The 15,519-nt window shown below is 43.6% G+C and carries 14 protein-coding genes and 1 pseudogene; 4 read left to right on the forward strand and 11 right to left on the reverse strand.

What is annotated here, in order from left to right; all coding sequences use genetic code 11:
• Positions 1 to 71 precede the first annotated feature (71 nt).
• The 4 genes and pseudogenes from ANME2D_RS01065 (at position 72) to ANME2D_RS01085 (ending at position 2,389) form a co-directional block, all read left to right on the forward strand.
• Complete coding sequence (locus ANME2D_RS01065; protein WP_048088387.1) at positions 72 to 494, forward strand: hypothetical protein; 423 nt, start codon at positions 72 to 74, stop codon at positions 492 to 494.
• A 49-nt stretch (positions 495 to 543) separates the two neighbouring features.
• Positions 544 to 1,651: pseudogene (locus tag ANME2D_RS17755) on the forward strand (IS630 family transposase).
• A 167-nt stretch (positions 1,652 to 1,818) separates the two neighbouring features.
• Positions 1,819 to 2,175, forward strand: coding sequence for a hypothetical protein (locus ANME2D_RS01080; protein WP_048088391.1), 357 nt, complete (start codon positions 1,819 to 1,821; stop codon positions 2,173 to 2,175).
• Positions 2,168 to 2,389, forward strand: a complete 222-nt coding sequence (locus ANME2D_RS01085; RefSeq protein ID WP_048088393.1) for a hypothetical protein — start codon at positions 2,168 to 2,170, stop codon at positions 2,387 to 2,389. The genes ANME2D_RS01080 and ANME2D_RS01085 overlap by 8 nt, the downstream gene beginning before the upstream one ends.
• A gap of 289 nt (positions 2,390 to 2,678) precedes the next feature.
• Here ANME2D_RS01085 and ANME2D_RS01090 read toward each other — a convergent pair whose 3' ends face one another.
• From ANME2D_RS01090 to glmU (ANME2D_RS01140), 11 genes are all read right to left on the reverse strand, one after another.
• A complete protein-coding gene (locus ANME2D_RS01090) occupies positions 2,679 to 3,191 on the reverse strand; it encodes a type II toxin-antitoxin system VapC family toxin (RefSeq protein WP_048088395.1) in 513 nt (170 codons plus the stop codon).
• A complete protein-coding gene (locus tag ANME2D_RS01095) occupies positions 3,191 to 3,415 on the reverse strand; it encodes a hypothetical protein (protein ID WP_157833892.1) in 225 nt (74 codons plus the stop codon). The genes ANME2D_RS01090 and ANME2D_RS01095 overlap by 1 nt, the downstream gene beginning before the upstream one ends.
• Positions 3,416 to 3,556: 141 nt before the next feature.
• Positions 3,557 to 4,195 (reverse strand): 2-phospho-L-lactate guanylyltransferase, encoded by a 639-nt coding sequence (gene cofC / locus ANME2D_RS01100; protein ID WP_048088399.1) that lies wholly within the window; start codon positions 4,193 to 4,195, stop codon positions 3,557 to 3,559.
• Positions 4,173 to 6,680, reverse strand: coding sequence for a DNA gyrase subunit A (gyrA, locus tag ANME2D_RS01105; RefSeq protein WP_048088402.1), 2,508 nt, complete (start codon positions 6,678 to 6,680; stop codon positions 4,173 to 4,175). The genes cofC and gyrA overlap by 23 nt, the downstream gene beginning before the upstream one ends.
• 36 nt (positions 6,681 to 6,716) lie before the next feature.
• The gene (locus tag ANME2D_RS01110; protein WP_052368498.1) at positions 6,717 to 6,950 is read right to left on the reverse strand and encodes a HEPN domain-containing protein; all 234 of its coding nucleotides are present in this window, start codon (positions 6,948 to 6,950) and stop codon (positions 6,717 to 6,719) included.
• Positions 6,943 to 7,260: a nucleotidyltransferase domain-containing protein gene (locus ANME2D_RS01115; protein WP_048088404.1), complete on the reverse strand. Its 318-nt coding sequence runs from the start codon at positions 7,258 to 7,260 to the stop codon at positions 6,943 to 6,945. Before ANME2D_RS01115 ends, ANME2D_RS01110 begins: the two co-directional genes overlap by 8 nt.
• 69 nt (positions 7,261 to 7,329) lie before the next feature.
• Positions 7,330 to 9,666: a DNA topoisomerase (ATP-hydrolyzing) subunit B gene (gyrB, locus tag ANME2D_RS01120; RefSeq protein WP_048088406.1), complete on the reverse strand. Its 2,337-nt coding sequence runs from the start codon at positions 9,664 to 9,666 to the stop codon at positions 7,330 to 7,332.
• Positions 9,667 to 9,986: 320 nt separating this feature from the next.
• Positions 9,987 to 11,198, reverse strand: a complete 1,212-nt coding sequence (gene glmU / locus ANME2D_RS01125; protein ID WP_048088408.1) for a bifunctional sugar-1-phosphate nucleotidylyltransferase/acetyltransferase — start codon at positions 11,196 to 11,198, stop codon at positions 9,987 to 9,989.
• A 2-nt stretch (positions 11,199 to 11,200) separates the two neighbouring features.
• The gene (gene glmM / locus ANME2D_RS01130) at positions 11,201 to 12,496 is read right to left on the reverse strand and encodes a phosphoglucosamine mutase (protein ID WP_048088410.1); all 1,296 of its coding nucleotides are present in this window, start codon (positions 12,494 to 12,496) and stop codon (positions 11,201 to 11,203) included.
• A gap of 3 nt (positions 12,497 to 12,499) precedes the next feature.
• Complete coding sequence (gene glmS / locus ANME2D_RS01135; protein WP_048088412.1) at positions 12,500 to 14,302, reverse strand: glutamine--fructose-6-phosphate transaminase (isomerizing); 1,803 nt, start codon at positions 14,300 to 14,302, stop codon at positions 12,500 to 12,502.
• A 1-nt stretch (position 14,303) separates the two neighbouring features.
• Positions 14,304 to 15,509 carry a bifunctional sugar-1-phosphate nucleotidylyltransferase/acetyltransferase gene (gene glmU, locus ANME2D_RS01140; protein WP_048088414.1) on the reverse strand — a complete coding sequence of 402 codons (1,206 nt, stop codon included), beginning with the start codon at positions 15,507 to 15,509 and terminating at the stop codon, positions 14,304 to 14,306.
• Between the last annotated feature and the right edge of the window lie 10 nt (positions 15,510 to 15,519).

Consider the following 15,519-nt stretch of genomic DNA (forward strand, 5'->3'; position numbering starts at 1 on the left):
AATACTCCCCTATTCTAATCTAACTCTGGGGTTCTTCTATTTATCGGATAGGCTCTAAATCCAAGGTATCTTTGGCACAAAATATTATTCAATATGATTTGAATGATGATAATGTGTATATACTTGACAAAGATTCTTGGGAAGATGCAAGCAATATACTGATTCTGGAGATAAGTTCCTGTTCTGACAATAAAGTGAGTATATCATTTGACTTATCAACAATCAAAGACCAATTTAATCCTGATGATTTTGAATTATCTTATAAGCCACTAAATATTTTGATAAATAGTGTTTCAATGAAAAAAACAAGCGGTACTTGCTGTAGAGTCTATCATGTTACTGATTCTAAAAGTTTATTTATTCATCCAAATAATTGGTCTATTACACCACCACCAAATTTACTTAGTAAATTAGGAGATTTTAAAATATGTGAATATAGATTAGATTGTGAAAAATCTGATCTAGTGGCTCACCACAAGGTTTTTGAAGTATGATCTTAAATAGGTATGTTTCTTCACAAATCAAAGGAAGAAATATACTAAAATGCCAAAAAAGATATACACAGTGAATCTGACAGAAGACGAACGAACCTACCTATTAAGCCTATTCAAAGGCGGTAAACATCCAGCCCGAAGATTGAATCGTGCAAGGATTTTGCTTTTAGCTGATAAGGGTAAAACCGATGAAGCTATCGAAGAAGCTCTCTATATTGGTTTTTCCACAGTGGGACGAATCCGCAAAAAATTCGTAGAAGGAGGATTGGAATATGCCCTGAACGAGCTTCCCCGTCCAGGTGGAGAACGAAAACTGAAAGGAAAACAGGAAGCTTTCCTTATTGCTCTTGCTTGCAGCAATCCACCAGAAGGGAGAAAGACCTGGACAATGCAGCTTCTGGCTGATAAGTTGGTGGAATTGGGTACGATAGACTCCATCTCCGATGAAACAGTACGCCGGGTACTCAAAAAAAAGATGTTAAGCCGTGGCTTAAGAAACAGTGGTGCATTCCTTCGGTAAACAGTGAATTTGTATGGCGGATGGAAGACGTTCTGGATCTTTATGCACAGCCCTACGACCCAAAACAACCTGTAGTATGCTTTGATGAGAAGCCATATCAGTTGATAGGAGATGTACGTCATCCTCTACCCATGAAACCAGGTCAAGCTCAAAGATATGACTACGAGTACAAACGTAACGGGACATGCAATATATTCTTGTTTTTTCAGCCTCTTTCAGGATGGCGTCATGTAGAAGTGACCGAACAACGCACAAAGCTGGATTTTGCCTCGTGCATGAAAGCCTTGACTGATAAGTATTTCCCAGAAGCTGAAGCTATAAAGGTAGTTCTGGATAATTTGAATACACATAACCCGGCGGCTTTATATGAAGCCTATAAGCCGGAGGAGGCACGCAGGATACTGAGGAAACTGGATTTTCACTATACTCCTAAGCATGGTAGCTGGCTCAATATGGTGGAGATAGAGATTTCAGTGCTCTCAGAACAATGCTTGGATAGACGTATTCCAGACAAGGCAACTGTAAAACGGGAGATTGACGCTTGGGAAAAGAAACTAACGAACAGCATGCTATGGTAAATTGGCGTTTTACTACAAAAGATGCAAGAGTTAAACTAAAAAGGCTATATCATAATTAGTGTGGTGAGCCACTAGGTATACAAGCGATAAGTGTAGAGAAATTAAGTAACAAACTTAGAGTAGACTTATCGACTAAATTCACTAAAGATTTATCAGTCGACTTATTACAAAATTCGGCTAAACATAATTTAGAAACTATAATGTCACTACTAAATAAAAACAATATATGAATAGTAAATTATTGATTTATAATAAAAGGAAAACTAAATGCGGATTATCTGAATGTTGTCCAATTCAAGACGATGCATTGGCTGAAGCAAGAGAGTGGGAACTCAGAGCAAAAAAATACGAGCAAATCCTGAAGATGCATAACCTCTTAAAGGAGGAGCCAAATAAACTAGGTGTATTTAGAAGAATTCTCTCGATAAATAACATTGATTTATTTTTTATATATGCTTGCTATATAGTAGGATTTGCTTCAATTTTATTTGGTTGGTCTTTAAGTAATAACTATTTTATAACTCTCGGTGTCCTCTCATTATTACTTGTAACTATACATACAGGGGGTTCAAAAGATGAGTGAATTCCCCTTAAGCTATATTGGAAAGTTAAAATCAAAAGAGGCTCCAAAAGTAATTATTGTGGGTTATACTCTTTATATTTGGAAAGGTATAGTAGGGAATACAGCAATTACAGAGATACCATTTAATACTTTGGTTCTTTTCTCAGGAGTTACACTTATTGTAACTTTAGCTGGATTGGTATTTATTTACGTACAAAAAAAGAAAATCAAATAATTTGCTCCTTCAAAAGTTCTCTATTTACTCATGTCTTGCATATCTCTTGAGACGTAAAATGGTCAAGACAAGATAATCAACCCTCTGTGCGCTCTGTGGTTTATATACTATTGTCAGATGCTATGCGGAGGCTATAATTTACCTGTACAGACGTAAAAAATTAGTTAAGATGTATACTCTCTAAAAGGTACGGAACGTCCACTTTTTGTTATCTAATAAATTCTTATTTACCCACCCATATAGATTGAGTAACCTTTAATTTACCATACTCATCCTTTTTAATATCGTTTTAGGGTCTCCACATTTCTATATCTTTGATCCTTTCAAAATCACTATCGTTAGTTGCAATATTTTTTATCATATTCTTACGCATTATGCCAAGATGTGAGGCATCTCTCGGTAAGAGTTGATATCTTTTGGCAAGTCCTGCTATCTCAAGAGGATCGGCTGTTTCAGTTATTATCTGAAGTACATTCTTTGCTCTTAGAGCATCTACAAAATCAATGTGTATCTGCGCGACTTCCCATGCTTCATCGAATACATCTTTATCATGGCGCAGTGAAGCAAGGATTTTATAATGTCTGTCAGTATTCAAAATCTCCGCTGCTTTGAATTTTAGCAGGATATAGGCGGTTTCATCGATTGCAATAGAGGAAGTAACAGCATTCATTTCCCCTTTTTCAACAGCATTAAGGAAAGCTGTGCACTCTTTTCTATCGATAGCATCTTTACTGTGGTGGCTTACGAAGATAGTAGAATCTATGTATATTCTTTCAGTACCCTTGAATCCTTCAAGATTCATTATACCACTTTTGATTCTACCATTCTTCCAATTTCTTCATCTATATCGATCTTCCCAATCTTAACTAGCTCCGCTGTTTTATTCGTAAGACCTTCAGGCTCAAGGGTTATGTAATATTTACCTCTACGAATTGAAAACTCTGTTCCGGCTGGCAAACCGATGAGCTCATGAGGAATAAAAATGCCTTTGTCTGTGGATTTTATTTTTAACATTATTATCGCCATTGTAGTATGGAAAGTACATTAACATAAATATTATCATTGCACGCACAGTATATACGCTCAAATCTCCATAATTATAGGATGTTTTGGCTGCCTATCGTCTTTTTGGAGTACGAGGGTTTGCTCGCGTTCAGGGATTAAATGCTAGATCCTTTTAACCCCTACCCTGCCCCCATTCTCAGCAAGGATAAACCCAAGTTCTCTCAGGTAACGTGCAGCATACCCTGTCCCATGAAGCAGAACCTCGGCAAGGTCTGCCGTCTCATCGATATCCGTACTGAGGTTAAAGGAATCAAAGACCTCATGCTTAAGTTTATTTGTGGATGCGATCTCGCGATGTTTTAAGAAACTTGCGCCGTAATAGTCAACATGGAAAACTGACGGGTCGCGGATAAACAGGGCATTGGTGCCCCCCATCCTTCCCGGCACGATCACAATATCGGCAGAGGATGAGGCTATGTTTTTGATATTCTTAATCGAGACGAGCGGAATGTCTGCCATGATAATAAGAACAGGTTCATGTATTGAATGGTATGACATCTTATGGAGGTACTCGTTTAAGGCTTCATTCAGGCCCTTTTCCGTTAATACTATATTGGTTCCTCTGATCTCGATGATAGAGCTGGATAATATATCAATTGCCCCGAAGCACCCGGAGCTGATCAATGCCTCTGCCACATCACTGAGCATGGCCATAGCAAAGCCCTCGCGCTCTTTTTCAGAGAGCAGCGCTCCCAATCTTGATTTTGCGTTGCACTTCTTAAATGGGATAATCGCTCTCATCTAGCTTCCTCTGCTCTCCACCCACATCCCCATTCTCCTCCTTCGCAAGAGTCGCCACGCCCACAACCCTGTCTTTATCATCAACGTTCATTATTTTTACTCCCTGTGTATTCCTTCCCTGTATGCGGATGCCGCTCACAGGCACGCGGATGATAATCCCTCTGGAGGTGGTTACCATGATCTCATCATCCTCACGAACGGTCTTTATATCCACCACACTCCCGTTCCTTATATTCACATCTATGGTAATCACACCCTGTCCGCCGCGGTTCATAATACGGTATTCCTCAAATCCTGTGCGTTTCCCGAAGCCGTGCTCGGTTATTGTAAGAAGGGTCGCATCCTCCTCGACCACGGCCATACTTACAACCTCATCCTCACCGACCAGCTTAACTCCCCTTACGCCATACGCGCTGCGCCCCATGTCCCTTACATCGTTCTCGTTGAACCTTATTGCTTTACCGTGCTTTGTACCGATCACGATACCCCTGGTGCCATCTGTGAGCTTCACTGATACCAGTTTATCCCCATCATCCAGTGATATTGCTATTATTCCTGTTTTTCTGGGATTTGAGAATACACTCAGGACTGTCTTCTTGACGACCCCCTTCTTTGTTACCATAAGGAGATAGTGTTCTTCGTCAAACTTGCTGATCGGGATATATGCGTTAATCTTTTCGCCCTGTTCTATCTGGAGCAGATTGATTATCGCTGTTCCGCGCGCCTGTCTTCCTGCAGTGGGTACCTCATACACTTTCAGCCAGTAGACCTTACCTCTGTCGGTGAAGAACAGGATATAGTCATGGGTATTCGCGATGAATAGATCGCTTACGAAATCCTCATCCTTTGTCTCCATTCCGATGACACCTTTCCCGCCGCGGCGCTGCTGTTTATACGCATCCACAGGGATACGTTTGATATAACCGCTGTTTGTTACCGTGATAACATCATCTTCTTTTGGAATAAGATCCTCTATCACAAGTTCTCCTGTATTCTCTATGATCTCGGTTCTCCTCTTATCAGCAAAACGTGTTTTAAGCTCGGCAAGCTCTGTTTTTATAAATGTGAGTATCCTTGTTTCACTTGCCAGAAGTTCCCGAAGCCATGCAATGGTTTTTAAAAGCTCATTGTACTCAGCATCGATCTTCTCGCGCTCAAGACCTGTCAATCGCTGAAGCCGCATATCAAGTATAGCTTTTGCCTGCTCTTCACTCAGGTTGAACTGGGCCACAAGACCGGTGCGCGCCTCATCAGGTGTTTTTGAAGCTTTTATCAATTTTATGACACTATCGATATGGTCAAGGGCAATCCGCAGCCCCTCAAGTATATGGGCGCGTTTTTGCGCTTTATCAAGCTCAAACTGGCTTCTCCTGATGATGACCTGCTTCCTGTGAGCTATGTAGTGGATTATTATATCTTTTAATGTAAGAAGTCTGGGCTGCCCATCGACCAGTGCCAGGTTGATCACACCGAAAGTAGCTTCAAGCTGCGTATGGGAATACAACTGGTTTAAGATGACCCTGGCCTGCGCCTGCCTTGATATCTCTATAACAATACGTATCCCCTCTTTATCAGATTCGTCTCTAAGATCCGTGATACCGGCGATCTTCTTATCCCTGACAAGGCCTGCAATATCCTCTACCAGTTTTGCTTTATTTACCTGGTACGGGAGTTCTGTTATGATTATCTGTTCCTTGCTCTTTATCTCCTCGATTACGGCACGGGCACGCATCTTGATTGAGCCGCGGCCTGTGGAATACGCATCGATTATTCCCTGGCGGCCATATATGAAACTTGCTGTCGGGAAATCCGGGCCTTTTATAATCTTCACAAGTTCATTTATTTCAATATCAGGCCTATCGATAACCATGGTTATGCCGTCGATCACTTCTCCAAGGTTGTGCGGCGGCATGTTGGTCGCCATTCCCACTGCTATGCCGGTCGAGCCGTTAATGAGCAGGTTCGGAAGTTTGCACGGCAGTACGGTCGGCTCTTTTAAGGAATCATCATAGTTGGGAACAAAATCAACTGTTTCTTTATCGATATCGCCAAGGGTTTCATCGGCGATCTTTGCAAGGCGGACTTCAGTATATCGCATAGCTGCGGCGCTGTCACCGTCTATCGATCCGAAATTTCCCTGTCCATCTATCAAAGGATAGCGAAGCGAGAAATCCTGTACCATCCTGACGAGTGTATCATAAACAGCTATATCCCCGTGAGGGTGGTACTTACCAAGTGTATCACCAACGATTCTTGCAGATTTCTTGTAAGGCTTATCATGTGTCATCCCCTGCTCGTACATCGAATAGAGAATGCGCCTGTGCACAGGCTTTAAGCCGTCCCTCACATCCGGCAGCGCGCGCCCTACTATTACGCTCATGGCATAATCGATATATGAGCGCTTCATCTCATCTTCGATATTGATCGGGCTGATTTTTTCTATTACAAGCTTTTTCTGCGGGTTTTTAGGTTCTTGATCTGGCATGGTATCAGCTCAATTTATTAAATTATTATTTTTAATTTATTCAGAATCAATTTCTTTGCAGGCTGAGATAAACTCTTCCAGGTCATGTATTTTTGGCGTTTCTTTCCCATGAAAAGCAAGAAATCCCTTGAGATATTTTTCAGCAGCTTGTTGGCTATGAAAACATATCGTATCTGTAGGTGGGTTTTGCATGATAAGTACATGCTCTGCTACTATTAGGTCGTTATTTCCTTTCTTAAACCAGCTTCTTGCAACATCCCTATTATCCATATATAACCCTGCCTTTTTTAAGAATGGAAGTAATAAACGCGGATGATGCGTTTTTCCATCTCTCAACTTCCTGTGGTGTATAAACAAGTATATCTTTTGGGATTCTGATATCACGAAGCAATTTTCTTATCTTTATCGCCCTCTTATGCACAGGCTCTTCTGTTTGGAGAATAACTAACAAATCCAGATCGCTTTCTTTTGTCGGCATTCCGTAGGCATATGAGCCAAAAAGGATTATCTTCTCAGGATGGACTCCCTTAACGATGCGGTTTTTAATTTCCTGGATTGTTTCTTCAGTTATCGGCTGCATGTTTCTCAACCTTGATTACCTGATATTGCTTTCAGTTATAATTGGCAGATTCATAATGTATCTCTCTACTTACACATCCAGGTTCTTAACATCCCTGGCATTCTTCTCAATAAACTCGCGCCTCGGCTCTACCTTATCACCCATGAGTATTGTAAAGATCTCATCAGCCTTGATGGCATCCTCAAGTGTGACCCTGAGCATGGTTCGCGTATCGGGGTTCATGGTGGTCTCCCACAGCTGGGCTGGATTCATCTCACCAAGACCCTTGTAGCGCTGTAATGTGATTCCATCCCTTCCGATCTCGGCCAGTTTCCTGTTGAGTTCTTCTTCGTTGTAAACATAAAACTCAGTTTTTCCTTTCTTTATCTTGAAAAGCGGGGGCTGGGCTATGTAGATATAACCCGTGTCGATGAGCTGGCGCATGTACCTGTAGAATAACGTTAGTAATAATGTTCGGATGTGGCTTCCGTCAACATCAGCATCTGTCATAATTATTATACGATGATACCGCGCCTTATTGATATCAAACTCCTCACCTTCGCCGATACCGGCGCCTATGGCTGTTATGAGCGCTCTTATCTCCTCGTTCTTCAATATTTTTGTAAGCCGTGCTTTCTCCACGTTCAATATCTTGCCGCGAAGAGGTAGTATCGCCTGGAACTTGCGATCGCGTCCCTGTTTGGCACTGTTGTGTACAAATACACCACTGGCGAGAGCAAAGTTATGAGTATGCGGAACCTCGATATCATAAACATCCATGCCTTCTTCCAGTCGTTCGATAGAGACAATGCGGTGGTTGAAATTGGCAACCGTATACAGCGGCATAAGCGAATAATCTGGAGTTAAAGATCCAGCCGGCTTGAAACTGCCATCGCGTAACATGAATGGATGATCAGGCGTACAAATAATAGTCTCGCCAGTATCTAAAGTAATCTTGATAACTTCGGCATTCGTCTTAGTCATACGTGGGTTGATGATGCGCTCCAATCCGATCGTACCGTCATTACGAATAGTATAGCAAAAATGATCTTTTCCCATCGCATGCTCTGCCACAATTTCCTTAAAACTGAGCGCACGACCATCAGCCAGAGCAACAAGCGTATCTCCAGAAAAGCAGCCGCCTGCCGAATCGCCTTCCACGATGTATATCTCACTTCTCGCCGGGTCTTTCTCAGAGCAGTCTGCAAGCTTTCCCGGCAGTGAACTCACCTCAAGCGCATTTTTTCGCCGTGTGAGTTCCCGTGCTTTCCTTGCCGCTTCACGCGCTTCTGCGGCCTCAAGAGCCTTTGAGAGAATGTTTTTCGCTACAGCCGGGTTCTCCTCAAGGAACTCGGATAACCCTTCAGAGACCAGTGTCTCAACTATTCCCTTGATCTCACTGTTACCCAGTTTTGTCTTTGTCTGACCTTCGAACTGTGGATTCACAAGCTTGACGTTGATTATAGCAGTAAGCCCCTCTCTTACATCGTCGCCTGATAGTTTATCATCGCCTTTCAGGATCGATTTAGATTTTGCGTAATCGTTAGATACCTTTGTAAGTGCGGCCTTAAAGCCCGCAAGGTGCGTGCCGCCCTCATGCGTGTTTATATTATTTGCGAAAGTATAAACGTTTTCAGTATAGCTATCATTATACTGCATGGCAATCTCTACTGCAGTGGTATCCTTTTGCTTCTGGAAGTATATTGGTTTCTCATGGAGTACGTTTTTGTTTTTATTCAGGAACTCAACAAAGGATACGATACCGCCTTCGTACTGGAACACCTGCTCTTTCAGAGAGAACTCGTCCTTGATTGAGATCTTTATACCCTTGTTCAGGAATGCTAACTCACGTAATCGATTTGTTATGGTCTCAAAATTGAACTCAAGCGTCTCAAAAATTTCTTTGTCAGGTTTGAACGTAATCGTTGTGCCCGTGCCCTGTGTATCGCCGATATGAACTATGTCAGTTATCGGTTTTCCGCGCTCGTATCTCTGCTTGTAAAGCTTACCGTCCCGCTTAACCTCAGCTTCAAGCCATTCGGATAGCGCATTCACAGCGGATACACCCACGCCGTGCAGTCCACCTGAGACCTTATAGGCGTTATTGTCGAACTTGCCGCCTGCGTGGAGCATGGTCATTACAACCTCAAGTGCGGATCTATTGTATTTCGGTATGATATCTACAGGGATGCCACGCCCGTTATCCACAATTCTAATGCTGTTATCAGCCCTCAGGTAAATCTCGATACTCATACAATAACCGGCAAGTGCTTCATCTATACTGTTATCCACCACTTCGTATACAAGATGGTGAAGACCTCTTGAATCCGTGCTGCCGATGTACATGCTGGGGCGCTTGCGTACAGCCTCAAGCCCTTCAAGTACCTGGATCTGTCTTGCGCCGTATTCTCTATTTGCTTCCTCCATTTCGATTCCCTTTATCCATATTACTGATTAAACCAGATGATAGATCTAAAACAATTTATATTGTTCGTTTCGTTTTATGGTTCCTTTGATTTAAAAACGGATTGGGTACCTTCAACCTATCAGATCTTTTTAGTTTAATTATCCTCAAGGCATATATAACTTATTGCTTCAACGCATCTCGGTTCTAGTTTTTATTAACATTTTTTAATAGATTGCATTTGTACAAAAAAATCAAGAGCAGCCGCCGGGTTAAGAGAAAGAAAATACCGGGCACCCAGAAGGTGCTGGAAATGATTTCTACAGTCATGGATACTGTATCATTACCTGTTCGCAGGATATGTTCCTTTGATAAACTCACCAGGATCAATAAATGCCCCGCTGGCTATGGTCGTGCCCACATTGATCATGCTGTTTATACCCGTGTGCACATCATCCCCCATTATTACACCTAATTTCCGCCTTCCAGAATTGAATCTCCTTCCCCCGAGCTCTACCATTACAGTCCTGTTATCATGCCTTAAATTCGCCACCTTGGTGCCGGCCCCGAAATTGCACTTCTCACCAATAATACTGTCCCCTACATAGCTTAAATGTCCTATGTTGGTCCCGCTCATCACAATGCTGTTCTTCACCTCCACAGCGTTCCCGATCCTTACATTATCTGCAATGCTTGTACCGGGCCTGATAAAGCAGTTCGGCCCTATATCGCAGTTCTCTCCAATGACCACAGGCCCGGTGATATAAGCGCCGCTCCTTATTACCGTACCTTTGCCAACTGCCACTTTCCCTTTCAGGGTCACGTAAGGCTCGATCTCGCCCTGTATATCCCAGTCCTCCCTCTCATTCAAAGCTATCTCATTGGCTGTAAGTAAGTGCCATGGAAACCCTATATCCTGCCATCTCTCAAGGGCTGCACAGCTCAGTTCGTTCCCCCTATCTATCATGAACTGGATAGAGTCTGTGATCTCGTACTCTCCACGCGGAGAAGGGTTTGTATTATCGATTGCATTAAATATAACAGGCTCAAAGACGTAGATACCGGCATTTGCAAGGTCGGAGGTTGATTCTTTTGGCTTCTCAACGATTTTCTCGACCTTATTCCCTTTTACATATAATATCCCGTATTCTTCTGGAACTGCTACCCTCTTTGCGGCCAGAACCGCATCTCCACCGGCACTGATGATCTTTTTGATATCTGAAGGATCTGCAAGCACATCACCGTTTGTTACCAGGAACCTCTCATCTATTGAATCCCTGGCAGTGGCAATGGCGTCGGCAGTTCCCTTCGGATTCTGCTGCTCTATATATTCTATACCAACACCCAGCATTGAGCCATCTCCAAAATAATCCGTTATCTTTTCTTTACAATACCCGATAACCACCAGGAAATCCTTTATACCCGCAGCCTTAAGCCTCACTATAATATGCTCAAGGATCGGCCTGTTATCTATCGGCAGCATTACCTTGGGCCTGCTCTCTGTGAGAGGTCCCATCCGTGTTCCTTTCCCTGCTGCAAGTATGACGGCCTTCATATTCACATTTCTTCCCTTACGATCTCAGATGCCATATTATACAGCTCATCACACCTGTCTTTTGATTCGACCGTTATTCTTATCTTCGGCTCTGTACCGCTTGGCCGCACAAGGATCCACCCCTCTTCAAGATCAACCCTGACGCCATCCAGGGTATTGATATTGCCAAGCTCTCCTAATCTTCTGGCTATTTTAGCCATCGCCCTTTTTTTATCCTCGCATATAAATGCGCCCCGCTTCACAGGGTATTCTGGAATGGATTCAAGCAGTTCACTGAGCTCTCCCTCTTCCTCTACGAGTTCAACAAGCCTGCATGCAGCGTATATGCCATCCGGACAGAGGGATATCTTTGGAAAGATCCATGCCCCGGATGGTTCACCTCCAAGATCCCCATCAATTTTTTTAAGCTCCTCGGCAACATAGACATCCCCCACCTTTGTGCGTGAGATCTTTATTCCGCTCAGGATGTCATCAATAACTCTTGATGTATCAACAGGTACTGCTATTGCTTTCCTGGCTTCCCTGGTTGCAAAAAATGCAAGCATCTTATCCCCGCTCACAAAACGTCCTTTATTATCCACAGCCATCATCCTGTCCGCATCCCCATCATGCGCGATACCAAGATCAGCGCCCGCTGATCTGACCGTGCTTTTTAGCAGGCTCAGGTTCTCCTCAACCGGTTCAGGCTCTCTTCCCGGGAAGTGTCCATCCGGATGTGAATTGAGGGTTATCACCCCACAGCCCATTTCCCTTAGCACATATGGTGTGATTACAGAGGCTGCGCCACAGCCGCAGTCAACCACGACCTTCAGGTTCGCTCTTCTGGTGTTTTTCAATATGATCTCACTGTGATCTTTTAAAGCAGTATTCATATCACTCAAATTACCAGTGCTCTCCCAGCTTGCATATCGAAATTTTTCTTCCCTCAGTATATCCTCTATCTCTATCTGCTCTCCTGTATCAAAGGACATCCCATCTTTGAAGATCTTTATCCCGACATACTGGGCAGGGTTATGTGAGGCAGTGATCATGATACCGCAGTCGTAGCCTCGCGATGCAATAGCAAGGGTAGGGGTAGGAGCCATACCGATCCTGGTAACCCGGCTTCCTGCTGAGAGCAGGCCTGCCACAACTGCGCTTTCGATCATTACAGCCGGTATCCTCGGGTCGCGGCCTACCACGACCTCTGGATAGATACTGCCCACTGCAAGCCCGAAATTAAGTGCAAACCGGGGGGTGATCTCCTTGTTTGCTATACCTCTTACTCCTGAGGACCCGAACTTTGGATTTTCAGACATAGCTCACTCCACAGTAACACTTTTGGCGAGATTCCTGGGCTGGTCTATGGGACATTTGCGTGATTTTGCAACATAATACGAGAAAAGCTGCACAACCACTGTTGATAGAACAGGCGACAGGACATACTCAGTGGATGGAACCCGTATTACTGTATCCACATATTTTTCTATCTCACTATCCTTCTCATCAGCAATTGCGATAACAGGGGCTTCTCTTGCCTTTACCTCTTTGATATTATTGACCATTTTATCATAGATCGGTCCTCTTGTTGCAATGGCAACAACAGGAGTATTATTTGCGATCAGGGCGAGAGGGCCGTGCTTCAGCTCACCTGCAGCATATCCCTCTGCATGGATATAGGAGATCTCTTTAAGTTTTAAGGCTCCCTCAAGGGCGATCGGGTAATTAAAGGTACGTCCGATAAAGAAGACATCATTCGCAGGTGCAAATGCTTCTGCACAGTATCTTATTGATTCTTTATCATCGAGGATGCGTCTTATCTGGGCTGATAGCTTTTTCAGGGACACAAGCATGAGTTTTATACGGTCGGAGCTGATTATCCCTTTTAATTTCCCAAAATACAGGGAAAGAAGATACAGTACACCAACCTGTGACAGGAAAGTCTTGGTAGCAGCAACTCCTATCTCAGGCCCTGATCGTGTATATATAACACTGTCAACTTCTCTTGTTATAGTGCTGCCCACTACATTTGTAATCGCAAGTGTCCTGCATCCAAAACTTTTCGCTTCGCGCAGGGCTGCAAGTGTATCTGCTGTCTCTCCTGATTGTGATATTGCAATCACAAGGGACCCGGGACTTGAGTGGGCATAGCGGAACTCTGATGCGATCTCAACATCGACATGGATATGCGTCATGTACTCGAACAGGTATTTGCCAAGCAGGCCTGCATTAAAAGAGGTGCCGCATGCAATGATGCTTATTCTTGATATACTTCTGATCTCCTCCTCGGTCAGATTCAGGCCATCAAAGGTGATATTACCCTCAAGCTCCGATATCCTGCCTGCAAAGGTCTCATGAAGTGCCCTGGGCTGCTCATGGATCTCTTTTAGCATAAAATGGTCATACCCTGATTTCTCAGCAGCTTCCAGGTCCCAGTCAATAGTATTCACCGTTTTCTCGATCTGCCGCTTGTTAATATCAAAAATAGACACACAATCCGGGGTAACACAGGCAACTTCCATATCATCTAAATAGATTATATTCCTGGTATATTTCAGGATAGCAGGTATATCTGAGGCTATAAAGTTCTCATTATCACCTATTCCTATAATAAGAGGGCTGTCCTTTCTTGCTGCAACCAGTTCGCTGCCGCACAGTACTGCTATTGCATAGGATCCCTTTATGTCATTCAGGGCAGATACGACCGCATCCATGAGGTTATTCCTGTAGTAGTGGTTAATGAGATGCGCCAGTGCCTCTGTATCTGTTTCCGAAACAAAGACATACCCCAGCTGCGTCAAACGATCCCTCAAATGCTCATAGTTCTCAATGATCCCATTGTGGACAACAGCAATATCCCCTGATGTATGGGGATGGGCATTTGCTTTATTTGGCTTCCCATGCGTTGCCCATCTCGTGTGTCCTATTCCAACTGTACTTATAATCTCTGGAAGATCTCTCTCCAGTTCTATGATCCTGCCCTTATCCTTATACACCTCGATGGCCTTATTGTTTAAAACGGCAATCCCGGCAGAATCATACCCGCGGTATTCTAACCTCTTCAGGGAATCAATAAGTATATTGGTCGCCTGCCTTATGCCGTTATACCCTATAATCCCGCACATATCAGATCACGATTGAAGCAGGAGGAATGTCTTTATGCACGGTAATACCAGCCTCAACACTGCAGTTGTTTGCTATCATCTTTCCGGCCTTGATCAGTACACGATTGGCAAGGGTATTGTCATCTCCCATCACTGTTCCTAATGTATCCGCATGGTGCAGTATCCCTTTCATCTCTATCATAAGGTCCCGACCCACCTCTATTGAGAGATGTGGACCTATGGTATTGTTGGCACCAACGATAGAGTTGGATATGTATGAGTTACTTCCGATCCTCACATCGTTCATCAGAATACTGTTCTGTATCTCGACCGATGACCCGATTGAGGTATTATCCCCTATTGCAGTAGAGGGTAAAATAACAGTGTTCGGCCCTATATCGCAGTTCCTTCCGATTATCACAGGGCCTACAATATAGCAGCCCCCGCGGATAAGACTGTTCTCACCTATCACTACATTTCCTCTTATTACAGCACTTTCTTCAATAGTCCCACTTAATCTTCTCCTGCAGTCTGCCAGAACAACAGCATTTGCTTTCAGGAAATCCCATGAATGGATAGCGTCCATCCACATGGATCTTGATGTTACCATACTGACGTTCTTGCCATCATTTATCATCTGCTGAATGGTATCTGTGATCGCATATTCTCCTGCTTCAGAGAGGGGAGTTTTATCGATCTCATCAAAAATCTCAGGGGAGAATACGTACATCCCTGCGTTTACAAGATGGCTCACAACTTCCTTTGGTTTTTCCAGGATTGTTTTAACTCTGCTGCCATCTGAGATCACAACCCCATAGCCAAGGGTCTGCTCCCGCTCAACAGCAAGCAGGGTGACTGAGCCACTTCTGCCGGTCAGAAGATCGGATATAGTATTAGCGTCAACCAGGTTATCACCATTCAGGACAAGAAAATCCTCCTCTACCAGTCCCCTTAGCTGTTTTACAGCATGGGCGGTGCCCAGTTGAGCATCCTGAAAGACATAACTGATGTTTACCCTGAAATCCAGACCATCGCCGAAATAATCCATTATCCGCTCTTTTTTATATCCCACAACAAGTATGATATCCCTGATACCATTCTCGGCTACTGCGCTTATAATATGCTCAAGTAAAGGCTTATTCGCAACCGGTACCATCACCTTGGAACGAGTCAGAGTAAGGGGACGGCACCGCAAACCTTCCCCAGCTGCAAGAATTACCGCTCTCATATCGATAAGT

Source organism: Candidatus Methanoperedens nitratireducens (assembly GCF_000685155.1).
GTDB classification, from domain to species: Archaea; Halobacteriota; Methanosarcinia; order Methanosarcinales; family Methanoperedenaceae; genus Methanoperedens; species Methanoperedens nitratireducens.